This is a genomic window from Ruegeria sp. I3 (assembly GCF_056532525.1).
The window spans coordinates 384717-411321 of the sequence record NZ_JBQFNI010000002.1; the positions used below are offsets into that span (position 1 = coordinate 384717).

A 26605-nucleotide genomic window follows, 5' to 3' on the forward strand; every position below is an offset into this window, starting at 1 on the left:
CCATGCGCGTTTCGGCTGTGGCGCGGGCATAACAAAAACGTGGGGCAGGGTCAAATGAAGTCGGTTTAATCCGTGGCAAATCTGCCGGTAACAAGGATTTCCGCAACAATTCAGATGGTTCCGGGAAAGTGTTTCGCGACTTTTTGGTCCAGATCAAGCGGCCGGTGACGGATCATGTCGTTATCCTCAAGCCGTTCCAGCACTTCCGGGTCAGCAGCGCTGATTTCATCGTAAAATTCCCGCAGGCCATCGAGCCCGTATTCGGTTTCCAGAAGGGTGATCAATTCGTACCTGTCTAGCGCACCGATCTTTCGCGGCCGATCCGGGCTGGCCTGGTACGAGCCGCGTTCGAGGCGGAAACGATAATGCGCCAGCCAATGCTCCCAATCCGGGGCGTGGCGATGACACAGATCAATCTGAGGAAGCTCGGTTCTGACTGGCAGAAACTCACCGTGCTGATAGAGGTTGTGGATACGGTCGCTCAGTTTTTTCAAACCGCCGCGTACGAACAGTTTGCCCTGAATGTGGCTCATGAAACCGGCCAGAACGTAAGTGCCGAAATTGGGATAGAGCGCTTCGACCAGCGCTTGTCGATTCTGACCTTCGGGAATGAACGCTTTGTAGAGGTCCTGGCCACCCGCCAGCGCCTCAATCGGGCGGACGCGGACGGCGGGGATGTCATCGGGAATGTCGCGCAGCAGGTCTGGGATCGGGGACATCGGCCACAGGAACTCATCGACATCGATATGTGCGACCCAGTCCAGATCAGTCCTGTTGTAGATCAAATTCGCATTCGAGGATTGTCGAACCTGATGTTTGTCCGGCCTCTCACGCCTGCGACGCTTCCAGAACGCCGCATCGCAGGTACGCACCCGGATCCGGGGATGCTCGCGCAGGGCTGAGATGTCCCCCTGGACCGGCTCGTCTAGAAAGATGTGAATCCGGTCCGCGCCGATATCGAGGTGGTGGGCGGCAAAGCGCAAAATATCCTCACGCGGGGCGCGGATCGTGGACACAATCCCCCATGTGGTCACTTCTGGATTGCCCGCAGAGTCCGTCAGGTCATCATTTCCTTCGTCGCGGTCAGGCTCAGCTCGGGATAATCGCGGACGACCCGGTCGATGTCCCACTGCAGCCGCGTTAGATAGACGATATCTCCATCGTGATCATGGGCAATATGCTGCTTGTTGGCGTTGACGAATTTGTCGATCTCAACCTTGTTGCCACTGACCCAACGGGCCGAGGTGAACTGAGACGCCTCAAACCGCACAGGCAGGCCGTATTCCATCTCAATCCGGCTGGCGAGCACCTCGAATTGCAGCGCACCGACGACTCCGACGATGAAGCCCGACCCAATCGAAGGTTTGAATACCTTCGCGGCACCTTCCTCGGCGAACTGCATCAGAGCCTTTTCCAGATGCTTGGCCTTCAATGGGTCACCCGCGCGCACCGTTTGCAGCAATTCCGGTGCGAAGGAGGGGATGCCGGTCACCCGGATCGCCTCACCTTCGGTCAGCGTGTCGCCGATGCGCAACTGACCGTGGTTGGGAATGCCGATGATGTCTCCGGCCCAGGCTTCCTCGGCCAGTTCCCGGTCAGAGGCGAGGAACAGCACGGGGTTTGATATTGCCATCGGTTTCTTCGATCGCACATGCGTTAGCTTCATGCCACGTTTGAAATGGCCCGAGGCCATTCGGACAAAGGCCACCCGGTCGCGGTGTTTGGGGTCCATATTGGCCTGCACCTTGAACACGAAACCGGCGACCTTCTTTTCATCGGGCGCGATCTGACGGGGCTCAGCGGACTGAACCTGCGGCTGCGGACCATAGGCGCCGATACCCTCCATCAGTTCCTTGACGCCAAACGAGTTGATGGCCGAACCAAACCAGATCGGCGTCATGTGCCCCTCAAGCACCGCCTGCGGGTCGAGCTTGGGCAGCAATTCGCGCGCCATCTCAACCTCTTCCAGCAGCTTGTCGAGCAATTCAACGGGCACATGCTCGGCCAGCTTAGGGTCATCCAGACCATTGATTTGGATGCTTTCGGCCACCTTGTTGCGGTCGGCGCGGTCCATCAGCTCAAGCCGGTCGCGCAGCATGTCGTAGCAGCCGATGAAATCGCGACCCACACCGATAGGCCACGCGGCTGGCGTGACGTCGATCGCCAGCATTTCCTGAATTTCGTCGATGATCTCGAACGTATCCCGGCTTTCGCGGTCCATCTTGTTACAGAAGGTCAGGATCGGCAAATCGCGCAGGCGGCAGACCTCGAACAGTTTCTGCGTCTGGCTTTCCACACCTTTCGCACCGTCAATGACCATGACGGCGGCGTCTACGGCCGTCAGGGTGCGATAGGTGTCTTCGGAGAAATCCGAGTGGCCGGGTGTGTCCACAAGATTGAACCGGAAGTTCCCGTAGTCGAATGACATGGCCGAGGCTGAGACCGAGATACCGCGATCTTTCTCCATCTGCATGAAGTCCGACCGCGTTCGCCGTGCCTCACCCTTGGCGCGCACCTGTCCAGCCATCTGGATCGCGCCGCCGTACAGCAGAAACTTTTCCGTCAGCGTCGTCTTACCCGCATCCGGGTGCGAGATGATAGCGAATGTCCGGCGACGAGCGATCTCGGGCGGCAGGGTGGGTTGGTTCGAAGTATCAAGCATAAGCGCGCGTATAGGCGGGGAATCCAACTGAGGCAAGACAAAGGGGGTGGTTCGAATCATGTGGCTGTGGCAATAAGAACATATAGTGAACAAAAATGGAGTGGACCAATGAATTTGAAAGAAATCGCAGACGAACTGGTTGCTGGATGCCGCGAGAACCGGGCCAAGGAAAACCTCGAGAAGCTTTATGCCTCGGATGCTGTTTCTGTTGAGGGACAGGATTTTGCGGGCATGGGGCGCGAGACGCACGGATTGGAAGCCATTCGTGGCAAGCACGAATGGTGGGAAGGCGCTCATGAAGTATCGGGCGCGTCCGTCAGTGACCCGTACCCGCATGGTGACGACCGCTTTGCCGTGATCTTTGAAGTGCAGGGCAAGGTGAAAGAAACCGGTGAGAGCTTTGATATGCGTGAGGTCGGTGTCTATCACGTCGCCGATGGCAAGATCGTGCGTGAAGAGTTCTTTTATTAATCCGCAAGATCCCATTCTGGTCTTCTTTGCCGGGCCGATGTTAGATGTGTGCCGAAGATAGGGAGGGCCAGAATGGACTTGGGAATTCGCGGAAAACGTGCGCTGGTTTGTGCCAGCAGCAAAGGCTTGGGATTGGGCTGTGCCGAGGCGTTGGCCGAAGCCGGCGTTGATCTTGTGATGAACGCGCGCGGAGCCGAAACGTTGGAGGCTGAAGCCACGCGTTTGCGATCCTCATATGGCGTTGCCGTGCAGACAGTGGCTTGTGATGTTACCACACCAGAGGGTCAGGCCGAGGTGATAAGTGCTGCGCGGGGTGCTGATATCCTTGTCACAAACGCGGGTGGCCCTCCGCCCGGCATGTGGTCGGACTGGGAGCGTGATGATTTCATCAAAGCACTGGATGCCAATATGCTGACACCCATAGCTTTCATGAAGGCTCTGCTGCCGGGCATGATGGATAAGGGCTGGGGTCGCGTGGTGAATATCACCTCGCAGTCGGTACGCGCGCCGATTGCGGTGCTGGGCCTGTCGAATGCGGCGCGAACTGGATTAACCGGCTATGTTGCGGGCACATCGCGCCAGGTGGCACCACATGGCGTGACGATCAATAATCTGCTGCCAGGTATCCACGCCACCGACCGCGCGAACGCGCTGGATGGCGGGGTGTCAGAGCAGAAAGGTATTTCGATGGCCGAGGCACGGGCTGAACGCGCTGCAACCATCCCAGCGAGACGCTATGGCACGAGGGAAGAGTTTGGGGCGACCTGCGCGTTTCTATGCTCGCAACACGCCGGGTTCATTGTCGGGCAGAACATTTTGCTGGACGGTGGTGGCACCAATCTGACGATGTAGGTATGGCACAGAACTTTTCTCTGAAAGATCAGTTGTTCAACGCGGAAAAGGTAAGCTTTCTTGCGGGCTTGTTCGCCAAGGTTGATTCCGATTTCAAGGAAGAAGCATTCGCGGCGAAAGTGATGTCGCGTTTGCCCGAGCTTGAACTGAAAGAGCGTATGGCGTGGATTGCAGAGTGTCTGCAAGAATCGGTGCCTGGCGATTTGCCGGCAGTGGCACCGGTCATTCTGCGGGCGCTGCCGCCTCCGCTGGACCCCGCCAAAAGTGATGACGACTTCGGAGACTTTATCTTTGCGCCCTTGGGTGATTGGGTTTGTGCAATCGGCCTGGATCATCCCGCTTTGGCGCTGGATGTATTCGAAGAGTTGACCCAGAGATTTTCGATGGAATGGGCGATCCGCCCGTTCCTCAATCACCACTCCGAACTGGTCATGGCGCGGATGCAGGCTTGGTGCACGCATCCCAGCTATCACGTGCGTCGTCTGGTCAGCGAGGGCACGCGGCCGCGTTTACCGTGGGGGCAGGCCGTTGGCTTGGCAATGTCAGACCCATTGCCGTTATTGGACCGATTGCACGGGGATCGGACGCGCTATGTGACGCGCTCGGTCGCCAATCATCTGAATGATATCACCAAGAAAGACCCCGATCTGGTGCTGGAACGTCTGCGGGATTGGGGCAAGGCAGGGCGGCAGGACAAGGATGAACTGAACTGGATGACATCTCATGCATTACGAGGCCTTGTGAAATCTGGGCATCCCAAGGCGATGAAGGTGCTTGGATACGATCCCGATGCAGATATTGCGGTTGAGATTCAGGTAAACGGTCCGGCCCGGATTGGTGAAGCGCTGGAGTTTGAAACCCGCCTAAGCGGCGCAGAAGATCAGCCAGTCTTGGTCGACTATATCGTTCATTTCCAACGACCTGGCGGAAAGATCTCACCCAAGGTTCACAAGTTGAAACAGGCCGAGCTTACAGGTGGTCAGTTGACACTTAGAAAGCGGCACAAGCTGAAGGGCAATGCAACAACATTCAAGTTGGTTCCTGGGCCGCATCGGTTGGAGATTCAAGTGAACGGCCGCGTGCACGCAGGCGTGGATTTCGACCTGCTCGCCTGAGCCCTGTCACGGTTTCGTCAGATCGGGCGCTGGTGGATTGCGTGGTGTGGATTGCTGCACTAGCTGCAAAAGACCAGTGACAAAAGGATTGCCCCGATGAAGCACGAGGCTGTGCAGAACTACTATGGTGAGGTGTTGCAAGGCAGCGCGGATTTGCAAACAAATGCCTGCTGTACTCCGGATGATATGCCGGATCACTTCAAGAAAATTCTGTCGCAAATTCATGATGATGTGCTGACACGTTACTATGGATGCGGGCTGATTGCTCCGTTGGATCTGGAGGGAATGCGTATCCTGGATCTGGGCTGTGGTGCGGGGCGCGATGTGTATGCTTTATCCGCGATGGTCGGTGAAAAGGGCCGTGTTGTCGGCGTTGACATGACGCCTGAGCAGCTCGACGTGGCGCGCGCGCATCAGGACCATCACGCGAAGGCATTCGGACATTCGGCCAGCAATGTCGAGTTTCACCACGGCTATATCGAAAAGCTGGATGAGCTGGACCTCGAACCGGGATCGTTCGATATCATCGTCTCAAACTGCGTGATCAATCTGGCGACCGACAAGGCTGCTGTGCTGCGTGGTACGCATCGGCTGCTAAAAGAGGGCGGAGAGATGTATTTCTCGGACGTCTACGCCGATCGCCGGGTGCCCAAGGCGATGGCCGAGGATGAGATCCTGTATGGCGAATGCCTGTCGGGTGCGCTCTATTGGAACGATTTTCTGTCGATGTCGCGTGCTGCCGGATTTGGCGATCCCCGTCGGGTGACGCATCGTCCTTTGACGATCGAAAACCCAATTCTTGAAGAACGGGTCGCACCGCTGAGCTTTATCTCGGCCACCTACCGTCTTTTCAAGCTGCCGGAGTTGGAGCCTGCGTGCGAGGATTACGGTCAGGCTGTGATCTACAAGGGCACAGTGCCGCATGCGCCGCATGAATTTGTACTGGATGACCACCATACGATCGAGGCCGGCAAAGTATTCCCGGTCTGTGGCAACACGTGGATGATGTTGCAAGACACCCGTTTTGCACGGCATTTTGAGTTCATCGGCGATTTTTCGACCCATTACGGGATTTTCGAAGGCTGCGGCGGGGTTAGCCCGTTTGTTGTACAGGGCGAAGCTGCCTCGACCGGGTGCTGCTGATCCCTTGCGCCTGATGGGCGGGGTTGTTATCCCCGCCTAAGCCCGATGGATTTGATCGGGAAAGGCAATGGGGTCCATCGGTGACAGTGACGACAACTCCTCCTCGATTGGAAATCCGCAATCTGATTGCGCGCTTTGGCGGGCGGACGGTCGTGGATGATGTATCGTTGACCGTGCACGCGGGGCAGGTGACTTGCCTGCTGGGGCCTTCGGGCTGCGGAAAGTCGACCACATTGCGGATGATCGCGGGGGTCGAAATGCAGACCTCGGGCGAGATTTACGTCGATGGCAAGCTGATCTGTGACACGGTTTTCCGCGTACCGCCCGAACGGCGCGAGATTGGGCTGATGTTTCAGGATTTTGCGCTGTTTCCACATCTCAGCGTAGCGGATAACGTCGCGTTCGGACTGAAAGGCAGCAAAGAGCAGAAACGCGCGCGGGTCGAGGAACTGCTGACCAAGGTCGATCTGATGCGGTTCATCGATGGATTTCCGCATCAGTTATCTGGGGGTGAGCAGCAGCGGGTTGCTCTGGCGCGTGCGTTGGCCCCACGCCCGCGGATCATGCTGATGGATGAGCCGTTCTCGGGCCTCGATAACCGTCTGCGCGACGGCATTCGGGACGAAACGCTCGCAGTCCTCAAAGAAGAGGACGCTGCTGTTCTATTGGTCACGCATGAGCCGGACGAGGCGATGCGAATGGCTGATGAAATCGCGCTGATGCGGCGCGGCAAGATTGTGCAGCAGGGGGCGCCATACAATGTCTATACCCGGCCTGCAGACAAGGCAGCAGTTTCGTTTTTTAGTGATATCAATGTGTTGAAGGCTCAAGTTAATGGTGCGTTGGCGCATACTCCGTTTGGCCGTTTTCTTGCGCCCGGTGTGCCGGACGCGACCGATGTTGAAATCGTGTTTCGACCCCAGCACGTCAAGCTGGACTTCGACCGCAATGGCAAAGGGCCTGCGCCGACGCCGACAGACGGCATTGCCGCCCGAGGCGTGGTTGAGCGTGCTCGGTTTTTGGGAAATGAAAGCCTTGTCGAGTTTCGCATGGACTATGATGGCTCGATCCTGAAGGCGACGGTCCCGAACGTCTTTGTGCCCAAAGAGGGCCGTGTCATGTGGCTGACCATTCGCCGCGACCGGTGTTTTGTATTCCCGGCCTGACGCTCAAATCCTGCATTTTCATCCAAGTGGTGCGTGAAAGCCTCAGATTGCGCATGTGCATTGCTTGTCGCAGCGCTGAGGCGGGTCTATCAAGGGCAAAACGAGGGGTGGACCGGGCATGCGAATTCTTCTGACCAATGATGACGGCATCAATGCGCCGGGACTGATTGTACTTGAAGCGATCGCGGCTGAACTGGCCGGTCCCGATGGCGAGGTCTGGGTCGTCGCGCCTGCCTTTGAACAGTCGGGCGTGGGCCATTGCATCAGCTATACCCACCCGATGATGGTCGCCAAACTGGGCGAGCGTCGCTATGCCGCCGAAGGGTCTCCGGCGGATTGCGTGTTGGCCGGTTTGCACGACGTTATGAAGGACGCGCCGCCCGATCTGGTGTTGTCAGGGGTGAACCGGGGCAACAACTCGGCTGAGAACACGCTGTATTCGGGTACTATCGGCGGCGCGATGGAGGCGGCGTTGCAGGGTGTGCCCGCGATTGCCTTGTCTCAGTATTTCGGGCCGCGCAATCTGGGGCTGGACGATCCGTTTGAGGCGGCTGCCAAATTTGGGGCCGATCTGGTGCGCCGCATTCTTGATGCGACACCCGAGCAGCAGGGCGACTATCGTCTGTTCTATAATGTGAATTTCCCTCCGGTTCCCGCAGGTGAGGTGCTGGGTACGCGCGTGGCCCCGCAGGGGTACCGACGCGATACACATTTCTCTGTCGAGCCGCACAGCTCGCCTTCGGGTCGCCGGTTCCTTTGGATTAAGGGCGGGTATCAACATAACCCGACTGCTCCGGGCACGGATGCGGCGGTCAATCTGGAAGGATATAACTCGGTCACTCCGATGCGCGCTGATCTGACAGCATATGACACGCTCGAGGCGCTAAAGGTCATCGAATGACTGGACCAAGCGCAGAAACCATAATGCAGTTCCTGTTTGCCCTGCGCTCGCGCGGGGTAACGGATGCACGTGTGCTGGCGGCGATGGAGCAGGTTGACCGGGGGCAGTTTGTCAAAGGCCTGTTCGCGGACCGGGCCTATGAGGACACTCCACTGCCTATTGCCTGTGGCCAGACCATCAGCCAGCCTTCGGTTGTGGGGCTGATGACGCAGGCGCTGCAGGTGCGTCCGCGTGATACGGTTCTAGAGGTCGGCACCGGCTCGGGCTATCAGGCGGCGATCCTGTCCAAGCTGGCGCGCCGGGTCTACACGGTTGAGCGGCACAAGAGGCTGGTGCGCGAAACGGGAGAACTGTTCCGTGAGCTGGGGCTGACGAATGTGACCGCGATGCTGTCGGATGGATCGTTTGGCCTGTCCGAACAGGCCCCGTTTGACCGTATCATTGTGACCGCTGCTGCCGAAGATCCTCCGGGGCCGCTCTTGGCGCAGTTGAAAATCGGCGGTATCATGGTGTTACCCGTGGGCCAGTCGGACGCGGTGCAGACCCTAATCCGGGTCACGCGCACTGAAACCGGTCTGGACTATGACGAATTGTTGCCGGTCCGTTTTGTGCCCTTGCTTGAGGGGCTGGGAAAAGACGGAGCGTAAAGGTATATTAGAGGCGCCAGAACCCCGGAGAACAGGGGCAGGTGTTGAGGACAGTAAAATGAGAGCAGTTTCCAAATCAGCAATGCGCCGCTATGCGACAGGTGTTGCCGCGCTGGCAATTCTGGCCGGGTGTGAAGGGCCATATGACTATGACCTGCGCGGCAATGTCGGCGGGTTCTCCACTGCAGATGCCGCCCTTGCAGCGACCGCCAACCGCCCGACGCCGGATGCGCGTGGCGTGATCACCTATCCGAACTATCAGGTCGCGGTAGCCCGCCGTGGGGATACAGTTGGCGATGTCGCCACCCGGATCGGCATGCCGGTGGCCGAATTGGCCCGGTTTAACGGCTTGCAGCCAAATGACAGCCTGCGTGACGGTGAAGTTCTGGCCTTGCCGCGCTCGGTCGGTGGGACGAGCAATGTTGATATTGCGACCATTGCCGGAACCGCGATTGACGAGGCACCGGACACAGGATCTGTACAGACATCGACATTGGAGCCCGCGCAACCTGCTGCGGCTCCGGCACCGGTTGCTACTGGGCCTGAGCCGATCCGGCACAAGGTCAAGCGGGGTGAGACAGCCTATACAATTTCGCGGCTCTATCAGGTGCCTGTGGAGTCTCTGGCAGAATGGAACGGTTTGGGACCAGACTTTATGGTGCGCGAAGACCAGTACCTGTTGATACCGGTCAAGAATCAACCGGCACCTCGGGCAGCAGCGCCGGCCGCCACGGCAACTGCGGTAACCCAACCGGGGGAAGGCTCACCAACTCCTACGCCGCCGAGCGCGACGCAGCCATTGCCGGATGAGAAAGTTGCCGCGGCAACGCCTGCGCCGGATATCACAGCCGAGGCCCCGACCAATTCGGGAAGCTCGGCGCTGGCAAGTCCGGTGAGCGGCACCATCATTCGGACCTACAAGAAGGGTAAGAATGAGGGGATAGATATCGCCGCAGCGCCAGGCGCGTCGGTCAGTGCGGCCGAGGCAGGCACGGTCGCCGCGATCACCGCGGATGCGGATCAGGTTCCGATCATCGTTGTGAAACACAACAATGACTTGCTGACTGTTTATGCCAATGTCGACAATATCACCATCAAGAAAGGTGATCGGGTGCGACGGGGACAGAAGATCGCCTCGCTGCGCGGGGGCGACAATGCATATGTGCACTTCGAAGTGCGCAAAGGGTTCGAGTCGGTTGATCCCGAGCCTTACCTGAAGTGACCGAAATGGCCCGTTCCGGGCCATGCCTCCGGCGGAGGTATTTGGGGCCAGTTGAAGGACGGATCACGCATTGGGATCGTAGTCGCTGAGCCGTTTACCCGGTTCGTCAGTAAAGAGTTCCGGCAGAGGCGTGACGTTTTCTATCAGGTCGATGCGGAAGACCCGGAAGTCGTCGCGCAGTTCGCACCAGGCGGTCAGTGTCCAGACACGGCCCCAGTATTCCATATGTAGCGGTCGTATAGTGCGTTCGGTCAGCGCGCCGTCAATGCGACGGTAGCTGAGCTGCAATTTCTGGCGCGATTTGATCGCGGCGCGGATCGGGGCCATATGTGCCATTCCGCGTACGACATCAGCGAAGGGATAGACCGCGAATTTCCAGCTGTCGGCCTCGGCAATGACCTGCGTGGGCAAGACGGCGTCGATTTTCTCGGCCAGAGATTCCGCGGCGGATTTAAGATCGGGATCGGCGGCCTCGGCAACGATCGCCATGCCGAGGTTCAGAGCCTCAAGCTCGGCGGGTGTCAGGTTTAGCGGAGGCAGCGTGATCTGTTCACGCACCATGTAACCTACGCCGCGTTCGCCTTCTACAGGAACGCCCGAGGCCACCAACGTGTCCATATCGCGATAGATCGTACGGACCGACACCTCAAGTCGGTCCGCGATGTCCTGCGCGCGGTGCAAGTTACCATCGCGCAGGATCTGTATGATGTCGAACAGGCGGTCAGTGCGGCGCATGACACGCCGTCTGAGCCGCCCTTAGGCGGTCATGTTCCATAGCACGGTCTCGTGACGCATCTGGGCGCTGTCGGGGTTGATTGCCGCCATCAGAGCGGGTGCAAAATCCTGTTGCATGAATGCAGCAGCGGCATCCTTTGCGGATTTCATATCGGTCCAGACGACATAGTCGGTCCAGCGGCCATCTTCGCCATGGCTTAGCTGGCGGTGGGTAAAGCCGGGAGCCGCACGGACGAAGGCTTCGGAGGCTTGGCTTAGCCTGACGAACTGTTCGGGCTTTGTGCCGTCGGCAAGGGTAAAGGTGACGATTTCTGCGACATGGGTCATGTGGTTCTCCGTAGACCAGGTTTCGATATCGTCCTTCTAGGTGATATCAACTGACATAAACCTGTCAGTTGAGAAATGCGAGTCCGCAAAAAACGCATGATCCGTTCAATTTTGCGCGCGGATTTGATCTGTCGCACTTTTGCTGATGCCCGTACGGGCGTAGACACGGGGCCAGACATATTCACGGCGCGCTGCGCCGACGTAGAAGGAGACAAGTCATGCTCAACAATATTGGCCTTCCGGGTATCCTGCTGATTGCTGTTGTGGTTCTCGTCCTGTTTGGACGCGGCAAGATCAGTTCGCTGATGGGTGAAGTGGGTAAAGGCATTACCTCGTTCAAAAAAGGCATCAAGGAAGGTTCGGAAGAGCTGGAACAAGACGCGTCTGAGCTGGCCAAAGACGTCACGCCTGAGACTGACAAAGACAAGGTCTGAGCCTAGATGTTTGATCTGGGCTGGACCGAGCTTCTGGTCATCGGCATCGTCGCGTTGATCGTGGTGGGGCCAAAGGACCTGCCTGTGCTGTTCCGCAATGTCGGACGGTTCGTCGGAAAGGCGCGCGGCATGGCGCGCGAATTCAGCACTGCAATGAACGAGGCTGCGGACGAAGCAGGCGTCAATGAGATCAAGAAGGGCCTGAACGCGGCGACCAACCCGGTTAGTACAGCGATGGACGGGATCAACGAAGCCGCGCGCGACGTGGCCAAATCCATCGACCCAACCAAGTTCGACCCTGACAGCGAGACCGGCAAGCTGGCCACCGAGCGAGCAGAGCAAGCCAAGAAGATCCAAGCCACAACGGCGCGCGCTGCCGCTGAACGCAAGGCCAAGGAAGCCGCGGATGCGCTGGCCAAGGCGGAAGAGGCCGAAGCAGCGCTGAAAACCGAAAGCAAAACATGACCAAGACCGACGAGATCGAGGACAGCTCGGCACCCCTGATCGAGCACCTGGCCGAGCTACGTACGCGGCTGATCCACTGCGTTGTGGCGTTTCTGATCGGTATGATCATCTGTTTCACCGTGGCCACGCCACTGTTCAATTTCCTCACGCAACCGCTATGTGAGGTGCTGACCGAGCGTGGACAGGATTGCGGGCTGATCTTCATCTCGCCGCAGGAAGGGTTCTTTGTCGCCATCAAGGTTTCGCTGCTGGGCGGGTTCATTCTGGCCTTTCCCTATATCGGAATGCAGATGTGGAGGTTCGTGGCGCCGGGCCTGTATAAATCGGAAAAGAACGCGTTTCTGCCGTTCATGCTGGCCTCTCCCTTCATGTTCCTGCTGGGCGCAAGCTTCGCTTTTTATGTGGTCACGCCACTGGCCTATGACTTCTTCCTCGGTTTCCAGCAATTTGGAGCGGAAGGGGAAGCTGTAGCAGAAGGCGCAACCGCACCTTTGAGCGTGGTGTTTCAGGGTTCGGCGCAGGAATATCTCAACCTGACCATCAAGTTCATCGTTGCCTTTGGCTTGTGCTTTCAATTGCCCGTATTGCTGACACTGATGGGTAAGGCCGGACTTGTCAGTGCCGAAGGTCTGGGGGCAGTGCGTAAATATGCGGTGGTAGGCATTCTGGTGTTGGCTGCGATTGTCACGCCGCCGGACGTGATCACCCAGATCATCCTCTTTGTCGTGGTTTACGGGCTCTATGAAATTTCAATATTCCTGGTCGCCCGTGTCGAGAAGAAGCGCGAAGAACAGTTGCGTGCCGATGGATACTACGACGATGAAGAGGCCGAAGCCGACGCAGACGTGATGCAGGATTACGAAGAGAACAAGTAACCTGTTCCAATAGCTTTAAAGGCGCGCCCAAGGTAGGCGCGCCTTTTTCACTTGCTACTCTTGTTGTGTTGATCGGAACATGGTTGAACTCCGCCAGAACATCCCGGAGGAGCCGATGGACGACCAAGCCCTGAACCGCATTGCGGACGCGTTGGAACGCATGGCGCCCGCGCCGCTGGCGACACCTGATTTCAACGCGGCCCCGGCTTTCGTCTGGCATGTCGAGCCTGACCGGCTGGAACCCGTCACACAGGTCAATCGGGTCGACCTTGATCTATTGGTGGGGATCAACCGCTCCCGCGATACGTTGCTGGACAACACGCGCCGCTTTGCTGCGGGTTACAAGGCTAATAACGCGCTCTTGTGGGGCGCGCGCGGAATGGGGAAATCCAGCCTCGTCAAAGCGGTGCACGGTACGTTGCAGGATGAGCATCCTGACCTGAAACTGGTCGAATTGCAGCGCGAGGATATGGGCTCGGTCGCGCGTTTGCTGAACCACCTGCGTGCCGCGCCGCACAGGTTCATCCTGTTTTGCGATGATTTGTCGTTCAGCCACGATGACCAGCATTACAAATCGCTCAAGGCCGTGCTGGATGGCGGTATCGAAGGTCGCCCAGAAAACGTTGTGTTCTACGCCACATCAAACCGCCGCCACCTGATGCCGCGCGACATGATCGAAAACGAACGCTCCAGCGCCATTAATCCGTCCGAGGCGGTCGAGGAGAAGGTCTCACTCTCTGACCGTTTCGGCCTGTGGCTGGGGTTCCACCCCTGCGATCAGGACGAATATCTAGCGATGATCGATCGCTACTGCGCCGCTCATGGCGTCAAGGTTGATCCCGAAACTCTGCGCGCCGAAGCCATCGAGTGGCAAGCCACACGGGGGGCACGCTCGGGCCGCGTCGCCTGGCAATTCTTCGTCGACCTCGCCGGGCGAAACGGCGTCCATATCGGTTAGTCCGCGCGCTTCATCTGGCCAGAAATACCTCCGCCGGAGGCATGGCCCGTCAGGGCCATTCTCACAACAGTGCTATAATCCGCGCCGCCTCATCCGCAGTGCTGGTTAATACATCCCGATCCTCACCGGGATGGAAACGCGCACGTACGGCGGTCGGCATCGGTGCAGGCTCAACAATCGACACGCGCGGTCCTGTCCGCGCGGTCTCGGTCGCCCAGCTGCGAGCCAGCGCCATCTGCGCCGCTTTGGTGGCGCCGTAGATGCCATAGAACTTCTCGCCTGCCTTCGGGTCATCGAAGAACACGGCATGGCCAGTTTCGCCCAACAAAGGCGCGACATACGGGATCAGAACCGAGGTGGCGTTTGCATTGATGCTGGCTGCCTTGTTCCATTCCTTCGGATCAACGAAATGCACTGGCGTCAGGGCTGAGGTATGGATTGCAGTATGCAACCACAAATCGATCTTGCCCCAGCGATCGTGAATGCCCCGGCACAGGGTCGCCATCGCATTGGGATCGGTGATGTCCATGGGGGCCAGAGTGGCCGAGCCACCCTTCGCCTGGATGCGGTCATCCAGCTCTTCCAGCCCGCCCTGAGTGCGAGCGACAGCGACGATGTGATAGTCGGGGGCCAGCGCTTCGGCCAGCGCCGCGCCCAACCCGCGAGAAGCCCCGGTGATAAGGGCGATTTTAGTCTGATCGGTCATGAGGGGGGTTTGAACCTGCACGCGCAGGGCGTCAAGTCAGGATCAGCTGCCGGGGATGTCGATCCTTCGGTTCTGGCCGCTTTGTCGCAGCACAACACCATTTTCATCAATGGCGACGACCTTACCCGGGCCGACACGACTGCCGGGTTTCACTTTCTTAATGCGCCCCGACGACATGCGGACCAGGGCTTGCAGGTCCGCCTTGGGCCCAAAAATGCCCAATACCGAGACCGCGTTCTTCTTGAGCGCCCCCGCCTGTGTGGCGGCGCTTTTCACCGTTGCGTTTGCCATGATCTGTGGCCGAGCTGCGCGCCCGGACCCCGTTTTGTGAGTGGTTTTCGGCATTCGGGTAACACGGGCTTTGCCGGACCAAAAGGCCGGCAGCACTCGGTTCGGAGCGGTTCGAATGCCGCATACCGAACCCTTTGCAAATGCAGCCTGTTCAGCAATAGGTTGTCGGCGGATTCTGACCTATGGCCGCTAGCGCAAGTCTCTTGGCCGACGCCTCAGGACAAAGCGATTCGCCCGATCACCCCGAGGCAAGTTTCGCCGCGTTCCACGAACTGCCGACCACCTGCATATCCTCACGCTTTTTGCTGACCCGACTGCTGTTTTCCAGACTGCCCAGATATTCCTCGTCGACGCCGGTGACGTAGTTGCCGTCAAAGCAGGAACAGTCAAAAGCTTCGATCTCGGGGTTGCCTTCCTTGGCAGCCCAGATCAGATCGTCGAGATGTTGGTAGAACAGCGCATCCGCACCCAGTTCTTCGCGAATCTCCTCGATCTCTTTGCCATTCGCGACAAGCTCGTGTCGGGTTGGCATATCGATGCCATAGACATTGGGGTATTTCACCGGGGGCGAGGCGCTGGCGATATAGACCTTTTTGGCGCCGGCCTCACGGCACATCTGGACGATCTTTTTGATTGTATTGCCGCGCACGATCGAATCGTCGATCAGCAGTACGTTATGACCGTCAAACTCCAAAGGCACCGCGTTCAGTTTGCGTCGCACGGATTTCTGCCGTTCTTCCTGGCCCGGCATGATGAAGGTGCGGCCAACATAACGGTTCTTAACAAGCCCCTCGCGATAGGGAATGCCTGTGATCTTTGCGGCCTCAAGCGCGACAGGGCGGGCGCTATCTGGCACAGGGATGATCCGGTCGATCTCAAGTCCCGAGTCCTGAATTTGCTTGGCCAGCGTCTGCCCCATGCGCATCTGGGTTTTGTAAACCGACACCCCATCCAGCAACGAATCCGGTCGGGCCAGATAGACATACTCGAAGATGCAGGGTGTCAGTTTACCTTCAACGGCCTGGAACTCGTGCATATTGCCGTCGAGATCGATAAGGATCGCCTCGCCGGGGCGTAGGTCACGCAGCTTGTCAAAACCGTTGATGCCGAATGCCACATCTTCGGACGCAAAGGCATAATCATCGCCGTCACCAGTTGCGGCACGCTTGGCAACAGACAAAGGTCGGATGCCGTAAGGATCGCGGAAGGCCAGCATCCCTACGCCCGCGACGAGGCAGATCACCGAATACGCCCCCTGAACCCGCTCCATCGTCATTTTGACACCGGCGAACAGGTTGCGGATCGGATCAGCATTACCATTGACCTTGATCGCATCAGCGACCTTGTCGGCCAGCACGTTCAGAAGGACCTCTGAATCCGAAGTTGTGCGCAGGTGGCGGCTGTATTTGGCAGTTACCTTTTCGCGTTGTTCTTCGGTATTGGTGATGTTGCCGTTGTGAACCAGATAGATGCCATAAGGCGCGTTCACGAAAAATGGTTGCGCCTCGGCCGCGCTGAGCGAGCCAGCGGTTGGATAGCGGACATGGCCCATGCCGACCTTTCCCAACAGGGTTTCGGCGTCACTGGCATTGAACACGTCTTTGACGAGACCATTTGCTTTCTTCTCACGGAAGAACTCGCCGTTGTAGGTGACGATCCCCGAGGCGTCCTGACCTCGGTGCTGAAGCATCAGCAAGCCGTCATAGATTTCCGCAAAGACATCATGTGTCCGGCTTGCGATCCCCAAAATCCCACACATACACGGGCTCCAATTTCTATGACTTGCTTAGGATGGCGTTCAGGTCGGATCGGGTGCGGACGGGTATCTGAATGGTGTGTTTTGGTCCGTTTGCACGGGACTGAGGCACAAGCACGAAAGCGGCTAGCGCATAAGAAAACAGATACAGCAAGGTCGGCAGCTCCGATTCCATGTCGGTATGGCCTCCACATAATGCCAAACGATGCGTGTGTCATCAAAGGATCACATTCGCGATTTGACGCAGGTGCGAATTGTACACGCCGCGGGTTTAGGATGACAAATGTACAGACCTATGCTGTCATATCATTGCGAAGGTTTTTTGCATGCAGTCCGGCAATACCTGGTGGAGCAGACGCCATGTGGCAACACAAGCAAAACACACCGAAGGACAAACCTGTCAAGCGGCGTTGCCACCGATGTCGTGGGGCAGGGCGCGCACCCTGCGAGATCTGCAAGGGAACCGGTGAAGTAATCAAGAGCCGAGACCAGTATGGCAAGCCGATCTCAAGCCGATGTGACGGATGCTTTGGCCTGAAGACCATCCGGTGCAATATTTGTGGTGGCGAAGGGTTTATCTGATTTTTCCGAACTAAACGCAAAAAAGCCCGGCTGAAACCGGGCTTTTCTTTGGAATTTGGTTTGATTAACCCTCAGAGGCGTTGTCGGCGGTGCAGCTTGCGACCAGCTCTTCGTACTGGGCGGTGACCCAACCCAACGCCGCCTCAGGGTTTTGTTCTTCGATCTGTCCGCTGAACTGTTCGAACACTTTGGCAGAGCGGCTTTCATCAACCATGGTATAAGACTGGCCGGTCATCACCGTGTCGTAGACAAAGAACGCGATGGCAACCAACAGGATGCCGCGGGCGATGCCGAAGAAGAAGCCAAGCGCCTGATCCAGCCCACCAAGCGCGGAACGCTGCACCAGTGAAGAGAATAGCGGCGTGAAGATGCTGACTACGATCAGTGCAATGGCGAAGACGGCGGCAAAGCCGGTAATCACCGAAAGCTCACAACTGTCGCGCAGGAATTCACCGACCACTGGCACTTCTTTGACCAGCGGCACAGCCTGCGGCGCAAAGATGAATGCTAGAACTGCCGCGGCGACCCAACCTGCGATGGCCAAAACCTCGCGCATGAAACCGCGCGAATAGGCCAGCAAGCCCGACAGCACGATGATCAGGGCCACAACCCCGTCAATTATTGTAAAACCTTCCATGGCCCTCGCCTGTTCGTTTTCTGCCCCTCAAGGCGCGACTTTACCCTGCTCCGAAGGTTTCGCCAACAAACCCCACCAAATCAGAGGGTCGGGTGAGTGTCAGACCTGCCACAGTGCCAGTTTTGCCACCTGCCGGAGCAATTGCCGCTGTGAAACCAAGTTTTTGCGCTTCTTTCAACCTGTTTTCGGTCTGCGGGGCTGGTCTAAGTGCCCCGGATAGCGAGATTTCTCCGAAAACGACCGTATCGGCAGGCAGGGCGGTGTCTTCACGAGCGCTGAGCAGTGCAGCAGCAACGGCGAGGTCAGCGGCGGGTTCGCTGACTTTCAGCCCTCCGGCGACGTTCAGATAGACATCGAGCCCGGCAAAGGGGATGCCGCAGCGTGCTTCGAGCACTGCAAGGATCATGGCGAGCCGCCCGCTATCCCATCCGACAACTGTGCGGCGGGGCTGGGAATGGGGGGACGGCGCCACCAGTGCTTGCAATTCGACCAGCACGGGGCGGGTGCCTTCGATACCTGCGAATACGGCGGAACCTGGGCTGGGTTTACCGCGTTCCGATAGGAACAGGGCCGAGGGGTTGGTAACTTGCGCCAGCCCTTTGCCGGTCATTTCGAAGACGCCGATCTCATCCGCTGGGCCAAAGCGGTTCTTAACGGCGCGCAGGATGCGGAACTGGTGCCCGCGTTCGCCTTCGAAGTAAAGCACGGTGTCGACCATATGTTCGACTACACGGGGGCCAGCGATCTGGCCTTCTTTGGTGACGTGGCCAACCATGATGATCGATACGCCGTGGCGTTTTGCAAATGTCGTCAGCTCATGCGCTGCGGCGCGCACCTGCGACACCGAGCCCGGCGCGCTGTCGACATTATCGGCCCACATCGTCTGGATCGAGTCGATGATGGCGAGGCCGGGTTTTTCTGCCTCTAGCGTCGTGAGGATGTCCCGAAGGTTGGTTTCAGCGGCCAATTGCACCGGCGACTCTTCCAGACCTAACCGGCGCGCGCGCATCCTAACCTGTGCGCTGGCCTCCTCGCCCGAGACGTAGATGGTTTTGACACCTTTGCGGGCAAAACGTGCTGCAGCTTGCAGTAAGAGGGTCGATTTGCCAATGCCGGGGTCACCGCCCACCAGCAGCGCCGATGCAGGGACAAGGCCGCCGCCGAGGACACGGTCCAATTCTTCAACACCGCAGAGGGTGCGGGGCGGGGGTGTTTCCTCGGTCGAGAGGTCGGTGAGCGCGATGGATTGACCGCGCTTGCCCCCGAGCGACTTCTTGGCTGGTCCCGCCGAGAGCGGGGCTTCCTGAACGATGGTGTTCCATTCGCCGCAGCCGTCGCAGCGGCCTGACCATCGTGTATGTGAGGCACCGCAGGCGGAGCAGGTGAAGGATTGTGTCTTTGCCATGTCGCCCTTGGTGCCCGAGGAAGGGCGGTTCTTCAAGCCCTTGCGGGCTTTCCTCACCGCCGGTGGCGCGCCACGTCCTCAGGCCCTTCGGGCCATCGTCCGCTGCGGGCGCTAGACGCGCCTATTCCGCGGCACGCGGCGGGGTCATCGCGACCACGCTGCCCGGTGTTTGATCGTCCGTGGGGGATTGCAATTGCGCCGACAGTTCCGGAAGCAGATCGAACAGCTCATCCCTGAGGCGCGCGAGTTGCGATTTGGCGATGGATTCCTCGATCTCGATGTCTCGGGTCCATTGGCGCAGCTCGTGCTGGATGATTTGGGCTTCCTCGATGCGCTGCTGGAATTGTTCGACCTCTTCCTGACGTTGCCGCAGGAAGGTACGGGCGCGTTCGACCTTTGTGTCCCCATAGGTCTCGGCCAGTTCCTGACTGATCTGGCTCATCTGAGCAGCCAGTTCCAGCACCTGCGGTTCGAGCCCCTGCAAATCGGGGTGATCGCGCAGGAAGGCCATGCGCTCTTTCACCGCGTCGAATTCGGAGGCCAGCGCAAAGGCGCCGCTGCGGTCGGCGGCATGGGCGACCTGATAGGCCCCGGCCACGTCCTGCATATTCATTGTGAACTTACGATGGGTGTTTTCAAGCGCCATCATGCGGGCGTTCGATGGCAGATAGAAGACCAGCATCAGGATCAGGGCGGTTAATCCGATTTGGATATAGATGCCTGCGTCAATTGTTGCACCGTTGCTGAGACCGGCCTGCAACGAGAGCCAGGGCAGGATACCAAACGCGGATAAAATGGTGGTCGTCACCGCGAACAATGCTGCGGCGCAGATAAGGAAAAAAGTGAGCCTTAATAAGGTATTCTGAAATTGCAATGTTATTGTGTGGAGGGCGGCCATGATCGTCGTTCTCCTTCTTCAACCGGTACAAAAACCGGGCCGAAGCGGAAGGTTAGACAGACGCGAAGTGATCCGCTACGGACCCGAAAACTACAAAATTTACTGCTCGAAATATAAAGATGATACTCAGAAATCTGTTTTCAATCAATTAGGTCTGAGGTTTTCGTGATCCAAATGTCATCTCTGTAATATGGCCCAGTGCAAGTGAGGCCAGAATGCAGCCGGTGAACAGGTAGAGACCCCATGCGGTTTCGATGGTGGCGTATGAGATGCCTTTGGCCAGCGTGATGTAGAGCGCGATGAGGAAGATATCGGCCATCGCCAGCTTGCCGAGGATGTTGAGCGCGGGCTGGACGCGCGGGTCCAGCAGGTTCCATTGGATCAGCGCGGTGCCGATGGTTTTGACGTAGGGCGCGAAGAGGGCGAAGACGGTAACGATCAACGCGAGGAAGATGTCGGACTTCCACAAGGACTGGAGCCCGGTGATGACGCTGATTTCACTGAGGCCGAAGATCGGGAGGAGACCGGCGCGCATCAGCGGGGCGAACCACGCGATGGGGTAGAGGATCAGGAGGGATAGGGTGGCGAGGCGGAGGATCATATGTACTTTTTAGGTGTTCCGCCGCCTATCGGGCGACGCGTTTCAGTTATGTGTTAGCTTAATTCAAGAATTCAAACTCGTTTTTGTCAGTGGGGAGACCTCAGATGCCAGCTTTTGTGGCTTTCAAGTCAATTGTTGATCCTTCGGATTGCGATTTTCTGGGGCATATGAATGTCTCGCGGTACTTTGCGGCTTGCTCAGATTCGGTGTTTGCTATCCAATCGGAGATGGGATTGAACGCAGACGATATGCGTTCGGGACGGAAGCTATCATTTGCAGTGGTACATGCGGAGAGTAGTTTCCTCGCCGAACTTCGAGCGGGGGAGGCTATTCAGATGGAGAGTGAGGTACTCGAGATAGGCGTGAAGTCGGTCACTTTCCGACACAGATTGCTGCGCTCTGCCGACAGAAAAACTGTATTCTCAACAGTGTTCAAATGCGTCTTGTTAAATCTCGAATCTCGAAAAGCCGAATTGCTTCCAGATGAGGTTGTCGCAAGCGCGAAAAACTGGCTAGTGAGTGAGAAAGATTAGCGCACCGCCTCAATCGGCCCCTCAGCACTGCCGCTGATGAACTGCTCCACATAAGGATCATCCGAGGCGTCCATCTGACCCACAGGCCCGGTCCACTGGATCACGCCTCCGTGCAGCATGGCGACATTGTCGGCGATGGCGCGGACCGAGCTCATGTCGTGGGTGATTGTCATCGCGGTGGCGCCCATCTCGGTCACGATTTCTCGGATCAGGTCGTTGATGACGCCGGACATGATGGGGTCGAGGCCGGTGGTGGGCTCGTCGAAGAAAATGATCTCGGGTTCGGCGGCGATGGCGCGGGCGAGGCCGACGCGTTTTTGCATGCCGCCTGACAACTCCGCCGGGAACCGGTCAGCGACGTTGGATTTCAGGCCCACACGGCGCAGTTTCTCGATGGCGATCTCGCGCGCCTCATCGACTGGGCGTTTCAGCGAGCCGCGCAGCAGGCGGAAGGCGACGTTTTGCCAGACGGGCAGCGAGTCGAACAGCGCCGCGCCCTGAAACAGCATTCCAAAGCGGGCCAGAAACGCATCGCGGTCGCCTTTGGCGGCGTCTTTGCCGTCGACATAGATCATGCCGCTGTCGGGCTTGATCAGGCCGAGGATGCATTTCAGCGCCACGGATTTGCCCGTACCCGAACCACCGATGATGACCATCGAGGTGCCCTGTGGGATATCAAGGTTCATGCCTTGCAAGACGTGGTTGTCGTCAAAGGCCTTATGTACGTTCTCCATTCGGATCATAGCGAGAAGAACACCCCTGTAAGAACGAAATTGGCGGCGAGGATCAGCACAGCAGCAGCCTCGACCGAGCCCTTGGTGGCGCGGCCCACGCCCTGCGCGCCGCGGCCTGAGGACATGCCGTAATAGCAACCCATAATGGCGGCGATCACGCCGAATGCAGCACCTTTGACCAGTGACGAAACGATATCCCGCGCTTCAAGGAAATCGACGGTGTTTTTCAGATAGGCTGCCGGGTTGAAGCCCAGATTTTGCGTCGCGACAGTGTAGCCGCCTGCGATGCCGATGATATCTCCGATCCCGACCAGCGCTGGAACTGTGATCAGGGCGGCCAGCACGCGTGGGGCGGTGAGGTATTTCATCGGATGGGTGGACAATGTGACCAGAGCGTCGATCTGCTCGGTCACTTTCATCGTCGCAATCTCGGCGGCGATCGAAGACGTCACGCGGGCGGCGATCATCAGGCCGACCAGCACCGGGCCAAGCTCTCGCACCATGCCTATGGCGACGATCTGGGGCACAACGGCTTCGGCGTTGAAACGCGCGCCGCCTGCGTAGATCTGCAGCGCCAACGCGCCGCCGGTGAAGATGGCGGTCAGGCCGACCACGGGCAGGGACAACCAGCCGATATTCAGCAGGGCGATGCCGAACTCGCGCGGATAAAACGGTGGTCGAAAAATGTGCGAAACCGCGTCGAGCGCGAACAGCGCGACGCGGCCAAACGCGGCGAGCATGGTCAGGATAGAACGCCCCAGCTCACCCAGCAATGAAACGGGATTCATTCCACGTAGCCCCGCGAAAAGCGACTGCCGAGCGAGGTCAGAATTTCATAGCCGATGGTGCCAGCGGCTTCGGCCAGATCATCGACGGTTTGGTGCCCGTTCAGGATACGCAGGCGATCAGGTTTGTACGGCAAGTCAGTCACATCCACGGTGATCAGGTCCATCGAGATACGTCCTACCACCGGGCAGGGCTGATCACCAGCGAATGTATCGATGCCGCCCCCAATGGCGCGATGCAGCCCATCGGCATAACCGGCCGCAACGGTCGCAATCTTCGACGGGCGGCGCGCGCTCCAGCTGTTGCCGTAGCCGACGGTCTCGCCCACGGCGACGTCGCGCACTTGAATCACCGGCAGATCGACGGTGACGACCGGCTTGGCCCCGGCAAAGGGCATCCCGCCGTACAGGCCAATCCCTGGGCGGCAAAAGTCAAAGTGGAATTCCGGCCCCATCAGAGTACCACCCGTCGCCGCAAGCGAGCGCGGCGCGTCGACGCCATCGGTCATCTGTTTGAACGTGTTCAACTGTTGGCGGTTCATAGGGTGTTCAGGCTCATCCCCGCAGGCCAAATGCGACATCACGACCAGCGGGTCCAGGGCAAGAGCTTCGTGCCGCAGTTCGGCCCAGTCCGCAGGCTCAAGCCCAAGGCGATTCATACCGCTGTCGAGCTGGATACCAAAGCCATGATCGGGCAGGGCCTGACGATGACGCTTGAATTGTTCGGGCGAGTTGATCAACGGCGTCAGATCATGCTGGCGCAGCAGATCCGTGTCGCCCTCCATATGTCCGGAAAACACCGCAACCAGCGGGCCGGGGCCCACAGCCTCACGCACGGCCACGCCTTCCTCGGCAACGGCGACGAAGAATTTTGCAACGCCTTCCTCAGCCAGCGCAGAGGCGACCGGACCGGCACCTAACCCGTAAGCGTCAGCTTTGACCACTGCGCCGGTTTCAACCTGGGTCTTTGCGTCAAGCGCCTGCCAGTTCTGGGCGAGCGCGTGCAGATTTATCGTCAGATGTGCGGTACTCATAAACGCCGTTCATCACATAGGATTGGCCCAGGTCAAGGGGGGAGCACCTTAATTCTTGGCGGGTTTATGCGCCTCATAGGCCGCTTCCAGCTCGGAACGCAGGAAATCCGCAAATAATAAGGGGCTAAACTGAGGTTGGCCGGTCCCGGGTAGGGGTTCGATGATTGTGCTGACATGAGGATCAAAGAAGAACGGAACGCTATATCGTTCACGGCCCGAACGGTTGATGACCCGATGCGGCGTCGAAAGCAGGCGACCGTTCGACATCCGGTGCAGCATATCCCCGACATTGACGACAAAGGCGTCGGGACGGGACGGAACGTCAACCCAATGCCCTGACGGTGTTTTGACCTGCAAGCCGCCCACCTGATCTTGAGCAAGCAGCGTAAGGCATCCGAAATCAGTGTGCGGGGCCGAGCCGAACAGATCATCGGGGCTGGTCTTTGCTTGCGGAGGATAGTGAAGCAGACGCAGCCAGAATGTAGGCTCATCAAACGCGGAAAGGATCGAGAAATCCTGCGCCTCGCAAGCGATCAGCGCGATATGCATCAATCTGCGTCCAAGGGACGACATAGCCTTAACGTAGGTTTCTAGGGTGTCGCGAAAATCCGGTAGATCAGGCCATCGGTTTGGACCCGAGAGGTAGATATCGGGATCAACGCCAGCATCCTCGCGCATCATCATGAAGCTGGCGGATTGGTTGGGTTTTTTTACATGGGCCAGTGTTGAGTTCACATCTGTCGATGTGTTGATGGCGATGTATCCGCGATGCGTGTGGTCGACTGCGATTGCCAGCTTTTGATCCAGCGGCAGCGCGTGAAACTGTTTTGAGGCTTCGAACACATCGCGCATCAGCTGCGGGTCTATTCCGTGATCTTCGATATAGCCGAAACCAGTCGTGCCGTAGGCCGAACGAAACTCGGCCGCGATTTCCTCATCAGGGCGTGCACCCAGACGAATAACGGGGATCTCTGTGAATTCAGTCATGTCTCTCTCGCTTATAGGGGGAAGATTGCAGGGGCAAAAATGCCCCCGGTCTATCCCGCAAAGCGTTTGCGGCGATGCCCGAAATGACGCGCCAGAATCACGCGCCGGGGTAGGGGATTGAGACAAGCTTGCATGGCCCGATCCGTACACATCGGACCGGGCAGGTCAAGGGATCAATAGCCCTCGATTTGGCTATCCTGTTGCCAGGGTTTGACCAGATTGCCGAAGCGGGTGAACTGAGCCTCGAACGACAGCTCTACTGTGCCGATGGGGCCGTGGCGCTGCTTGCCGACGATCACCTCGGCCTTGCCATGCAGGCGCTCCATGGCCTGTTTCCATTCTTCCATCTTTTCCAGCTCGTGATCGCCGGGTTTTTCGCGTTCCTTATAGTATTCCTCGCGGAACACGAACATCACAACGTCGGCATCCTGTTCGATCGAGCCCGATTCCCGCAGGTCAGACAGCTGCGGGCGTTTGTCGTCACGGCTTTCTACCTGTCGGCTGAGCTGTGACAGTGCGATGACCGGGATATTGAGTTCCTTGGCGATGGCTTTCATGCCCATCGAAATCTCGGCGATTTCGTTGACGCGGTTGTCGGCCATTCCGCGGCAGAGCTGAAGGTAGTCGATCACCAGCAAATCCAGCCCGTGCGTCCGCTTCAGCCGCCGTGCACGGGCAGCGAGTTGCGAGATCGGCAGCGCGGGGGTGTCATCGATGAATAGCGGGCAGGCTTCCAGTTCTTTCGCGGCGTCAACGAAGCGGCGGAACTCGGCCTCGGTCATGTCGCCCTGGCGGATTTTGTGACTGGAGATCTCGGAAGCCTCGGCCAGAACCCGGCCCGCAAGCTGTTCGGCGCTCATTTCGAGTGAAAAGAACCCAACCACACCGCCGTCGATCGCACCTTCAGAGCCGTCTGGCTTGGTGCCGCGTTTGTAGGCCTTGGCCACGTTAAATGCGACGTTCGTTGCCAGCGAGGTCTTACCCATCGACGGACGCCCGGCCAAAATGATCAGGTCGGACGGGTGCAGGCCACCCAATTGCTTGTCGAGATCGGCCAGACCGGTGGAAATCCCTGCCATGCCGCCACCGCGTTGGTACGCCTCGTTGGTGACGTTGACGGCTTCTGTGACCGCCTTGAGGAAGGATTGAAAACCCTGTTCGGTCTGGCCCTGCTCGGATAACTGATAAAGCTGTTGCTCGGCCTCGACGATTTGTTCTTTGGGCTCGCTGCTGACATCGACCCTCGCAGCCTTGTCTGAAATGTCCCGGCCCAGCCGGATCAGCTCGCGCCGAATGGCGAGGTCATAGATCATTTGGGCGTAGTCATGCACCGCAAAGGCACTGATCGATGCACCGGCAAGCTTGACCAGATAGGCCGGACCACCCAGTTCCTTCAGGCCCTCATCCTCGGCCATGAAAGACTTCAGCGTGACGGGTGAAGCCAGCGCATTTTTAGCGATACGGGTCGACGCGACTTCGTAGATGCGCGCATGAACCGGATCATAGAAATGCTCGGCCCCAATAATCGATGCGACCCGATCATACAGATCGTTATTCGTCAGAATAGCACCCAGAAGCTGCTGCTCGGCCTCGATGGAGTGCGGCATTGTTTCCGGGTTCTGAATCTGTGCGGCGGCCTGCTCGATACTGCTGATCTCGTTCATTGCTGTTCTCTTTGTCCCC

The 26605-nt window shown here is 58.3% G+C and carries 30 protein-coding genes; 13 read left to right on the plus strand and 17 right to left on the minus strand.

Going from position 1 to position 26605, the window contains the following annotated elements:
• Positions 1-110 precede the first annotated feature (110 nt).
• Both ACR0L9_RS06260 and ACR0L9_RS06265 read right to left on the minus strand, forming a co-directional pair.
• Positions 111-1130 (minus strand): glycosyltransferase family 2 protein, encoded by a 1020-nt coding sequence (locus ACR0L9_RS06260; protein WP_480895241.1) that lies wholly within the window; start codon positions 1128-1130, stop codon positions 111-113.
• Positions 1058-2662, minus strand: a complete 1605-nt coding sequence (locus ACR0L9_RS06265) for a peptide chain release factor 3 (protein ID WP_170509564.1) — start codon at positions 2660-2662, stop codon at positions 1058-1060. The genes ACR0L9_RS06260 and ACR0L9_RS06265 overlap by 73 nt, the downstream gene beginning before the upstream one ends.
• 108 nt (positions 2663-2770) lie before the next feature.
• Here ACR0L9_RS06265 and ACR0L9_RS06270 point away from each other — a divergent pair, with 108 nt between their 5' ends.
• The 8 genes from ACR0L9_RS06270 (at position 2771) to ACR0L9_RS06305 (ending at position 10179) form a co-directional block, all read left to right on the plus strand.
• Positions 2771-3133, plus strand: coding sequence for a SnoaL-like domain-containing protein (locus ACR0L9_RS06270; RefSeq protein WP_480895243.1), 363 nt, complete (start codon positions 2771-2773; stop codon positions 3131-3133).
• Positions 3134-3205: 72 nt separating this feature from the next.
• Entirely contained in the window at positions 3206-3985 is a 780-nt protein-coding gene (locus tag ACR0L9_RS06275) for an SDR family oxidoreductase (protein WP_480895245.1), read from the plus strand.
• 2 nt (positions 3986-3987) lie between these two features.
• Complete coding sequence (locus ACR0L9_RS06280; protein ID WP_480895247.1) at positions 3988-5100, plus strand: hypothetical protein; 1113 nt, start codon at positions 3988-3990, stop codon at positions 5098-5100.
• 96 nt (positions 5101-5196) lie between these two features.
• Positions 5197-6243: a methyltransferase domain-containing protein gene (locus ACR0L9_RS06285; protein WP_480895249.1), complete on the plus strand. Its 1047-nt coding sequence runs from the start codon at positions 5197-5199 to the stop codon at positions 6241-6243.
• 80 nt (positions 6244-6323) lie between these two features.
• Complete coding sequence (locus ACR0L9_RS06290; protein WP_170396795.1) at positions 6324-7409, plus strand: ABC transporter ATP-binding protein; 1086 nt, start codon at positions 6324-6326, stop codon at positions 7407-7409.
• A 118-nt stretch (positions 7410-7527) separates the two neighbouring features.
• Positions 7528-8310 carry a 5'/3'-nucleotidase SurE gene (gene surE / locus ACR0L9_RS06295; protein WP_480895251.1) on the plus strand — a complete coding sequence of 261 codons (783 nt, stop codon included), beginning with the start codon at positions 7528-7530 and terminating at the stop codon, positions 8308-8310.
• Entirely contained in the window at positions 8307-8957 is a 651-nt protein-coding gene (locus ACR0L9_RS06300; protein ID WP_170509978.1) for a protein-L-isoaspartate(D-aspartate) O-methyltransferase, read from the plus strand. Before surE ends, ACR0L9_RS06300 begins: the two co-directional genes overlap by 4 nt.
• Positions 8958-9015: 58 nt before the next feature.
• The gene (locus tag ACR0L9_RS06305) at positions 9016-10179 is read left to right on the plus strand and encodes a peptidoglycan DD-metalloendopeptidase family protein (RefSeq protein ID WP_170406164.1); all 1164 of its coding nucleotides are present in this window, start codon (positions 9016-9018) and stop codon (positions 10177-10179) included.
• Between the two features lie 63 nt (positions 10180-10242).
• Here ACR0L9_RS06305 and ACR0L9_RS06310 read toward each other — a convergent pair whose 3' ends face one another.
• Together ACR0L9_RS06310 and ACR0L9_RS06315 are read right to left on the minus strand one after the other, a co-directional pair.
• A complete protein-coding gene (locus ACR0L9_RS06310; RefSeq protein WP_170421976.1) occupies positions 10243-10914 on the minus strand; it encodes a helix-turn-helix transcriptional regulator in 672 nt (223 codons plus the stop codon).
• 21 nt (positions 10915-10935) lie between these two features.
• Entirely contained in the window at positions 10936-11241 is a 306-nt protein-coding gene (locus ACR0L9_RS06315; protein WP_170406158.1) for a hypothetical protein, read from the minus strand.
• Positions 11242-11459: 218 nt separating this feature from the next.
• Here ACR0L9_RS06315 and ACR0L9_RS06320 point away from each other — a divergent pair, with 218 nt between their 5' ends.
• The 4 genes from ACR0L9_RS06320 to ACR0L9_RS06335 all read left to right on the plus strand — a co-directional run bounded on the left by ACR0L9_RS06320 (position 11460) and on the right by ACR0L9_RS06335 (position 13973).
• Positions 11460-11675, plus strand: coding sequence for a twin-arginine translocase TatA/TatE family subunit (locus ACR0L9_RS06320; protein WP_010440381.1), 216 nt, complete (start codon positions 11460-11462; stop codon positions 11673-11675).
• Positions 11676-11681: 6 nt separating this feature from the next.
• Positions 11682-12140, plus strand: coding sequence for a Sec-independent protein translocase protein TatB (gene tatB, locus ACR0L9_RS06325; protein ID WP_170396807.1), 459 nt, complete (start codon positions 11682-11684; stop codon positions 12138-12140).
• Positions 12137-13015: a twin-arginine translocase subunit TatC gene (tatC, locus tag ACR0L9_RS06330; RefSeq protein WP_170396809.1), complete on the plus strand. Its 879-nt coding sequence runs from the start codon at positions 12137-12139 to the stop codon at positions 13013-13015. Before tatB ends, tatC begins: the two co-directional genes overlap by 4 nt.
• Before the next feature lie 115 nt (positions 13016-13130).
• On the plus strand, positions 13131-13973 hold the full coding sequence (locus ACR0L9_RS06335; RefSeq protein WP_170396985.1) for an ATP-binding protein: 843 nt from the start codon (positions 13131-13133) through the stop codon (positions 13971-13973).
• Positions 13974-14034: 61 nt separating this feature from the next.
• Here the strand turns inward: ACR0L9_RS06335 and ACR0L9_RS06340 are convergent, their stop codons facing one another.
• From ACR0L9_RS06340 to ACR0L9_RS06375, 8 genes are all read right to left on the minus strand, one after another.
• On the minus strand, positions 14035-14679 hold the full coding sequence (locus ACR0L9_RS06340; RefSeq protein ID WP_170421973.1) for an SDR family NAD(P)-dependent oxidoreductase: 645 nt from the start codon (positions 14677-14679) through the stop codon (positions 14035-14037).
• A gap of 42 nt (positions 14680-14721) precedes the next feature.
• Positions 14722-14970 (minus strand): hypothetical protein, encoded by a 249-nt coding sequence (locus tag ACR0L9_RS06345; protein WP_170396813.1) that lies wholly within the window; start codon positions 14968-14970, stop codon positions 14722-14724.
• A gap of 238 nt (positions 14971-15208) precedes the next feature.
• Positions 15209-16729, minus strand: coding sequence for an amidophosphoribosyltransferase (gene purF / locus ACR0L9_RS06350; protein ID WP_170610951.1), 1521 nt, complete (start codon positions 16727-16729; stop codon positions 15209-15211).
• Between the two features lie 16 nt (positions 16730-16745).
• Entirely contained in the window at positions 16746-16901 is a 156-nt protein-coding gene (locus ACR0L9_RS06355) for a hypothetical protein (RefSeq protein WP_170421970.1), read from the minus strand.
• A gap of 471 nt (positions 16902-17372) precedes the next feature.
• A complete protein-coding gene (locus tag ACR0L9_RS06360; protein WP_170406144.1) occupies positions 17373-17945 on the minus strand; it encodes a CvpA family protein in 573 nt (190 codons plus the stop codon).
• 40 nt (positions 17946-17985) lie between these two features.
• Complete coding sequence (gene radA / locus ACR0L9_RS06365) at positions 17986-19350, minus strand: DNA repair protein RadA (RefSeq protein ID WP_170406458.1); 1365 nt, start codon at positions 19348-19350, stop codon at positions 17986-17988.
• A gap of 121 nt (positions 19351-19471) precedes the next feature.
• Complete coding sequence (locus ACR0L9_RS06370) at positions 19472-20248, minus strand: DNA repair protein (RefSeq protein ID WP_480895254.1); 777 nt, start codon at positions 20246-20248, stop codon at positions 19472-19474.
• 148 nt (positions 20249-20396) lie between these two features.
• A complete protein-coding gene (locus ACR0L9_RS06375; RefSeq protein WP_170465294.1) occupies positions 20397-20849 on the minus strand; it encodes a paraquat-inducible protein A in 453 nt (150 codons plus the stop codon).
• Positions 20850-20953: 104 nt separating this feature from the next.
• On the opposite strand from ACR0L9_RS06375, the gene ACR0L9_RS06380 reads away from it, so the two are divergent.
• Positions 20954-21382, plus strand: coding sequence for an acyl-CoA thioesterase (locus ACR0L9_RS06380; protein ID WP_480895256.1), 429 nt, complete (start codon positions 20954-20956; stop codon positions 21380-21382).
• Here ACR0L9_RS06380 and ACR0L9_RS06385 read toward each other — a convergent pair.
• From ACR0L9_RS06385 to ACR0L9_RS06405, 5 genes are all read right to left on the minus strand, one after another.
• Positions 21379-22125, minus strand: a complete 747-nt coding sequence (locus ACR0L9_RS06385; protein ID WP_480895258.1) for an ABC transporter ATP-binding protein — start codon at positions 22123-22125, stop codon at positions 21379-21381. The two genes, ACR0L9_RS06380 and ACR0L9_RS06385, sit on opposite strands and share 4 nt — an antisense overlap.
• Positions 22122-22904, minus strand: coding sequence for an MlaE family ABC transporter permease (locus ACR0L9_RS06390; protein WP_480569955.1), 783 nt, complete (start codon positions 22902-22904; stop codon positions 22122-22124). The genes ACR0L9_RS06385 and ACR0L9_RS06390 overlap by 4 nt, the downstream gene beginning before the upstream one ends.
• Positions 22901-23935, minus strand: coding sequence for an alanine racemase (alr, locus tag ACR0L9_RS06395; protein ID WP_170421950.1), 1035 nt, complete (start codon positions 23933-23935; stop codon positions 22901-22903). The genes ACR0L9_RS06390 and alr overlap by 4 nt, the downstream gene beginning before the upstream one ends.
• 48 nt (positions 23936-23983) lie before the next feature.
• Positions 23984-24922 carry an isopenicillin N synthase family dioxygenase gene (locus tag ACR0L9_RS06400; protein WP_480895260.1) on the minus strand — a complete coding sequence of 313 codons (939 nt, stop codon included), beginning with the start codon at positions 24920-24922 and terminating at the stop codon, positions 23984-23986.
• A 173-nt stretch (positions 24923-25095) separates the two neighbouring features.
• A complete protein-coding gene (locus ACR0L9_RS06405) occupies positions 25096-26586 on the minus strand; it encodes a replicative DNA helicase (RefSeq protein WP_170567117.1) in 1491 nt (496 codons plus the stop codon).
• Positions 26587-26605 lie beyond the last annotated feature (19 nt).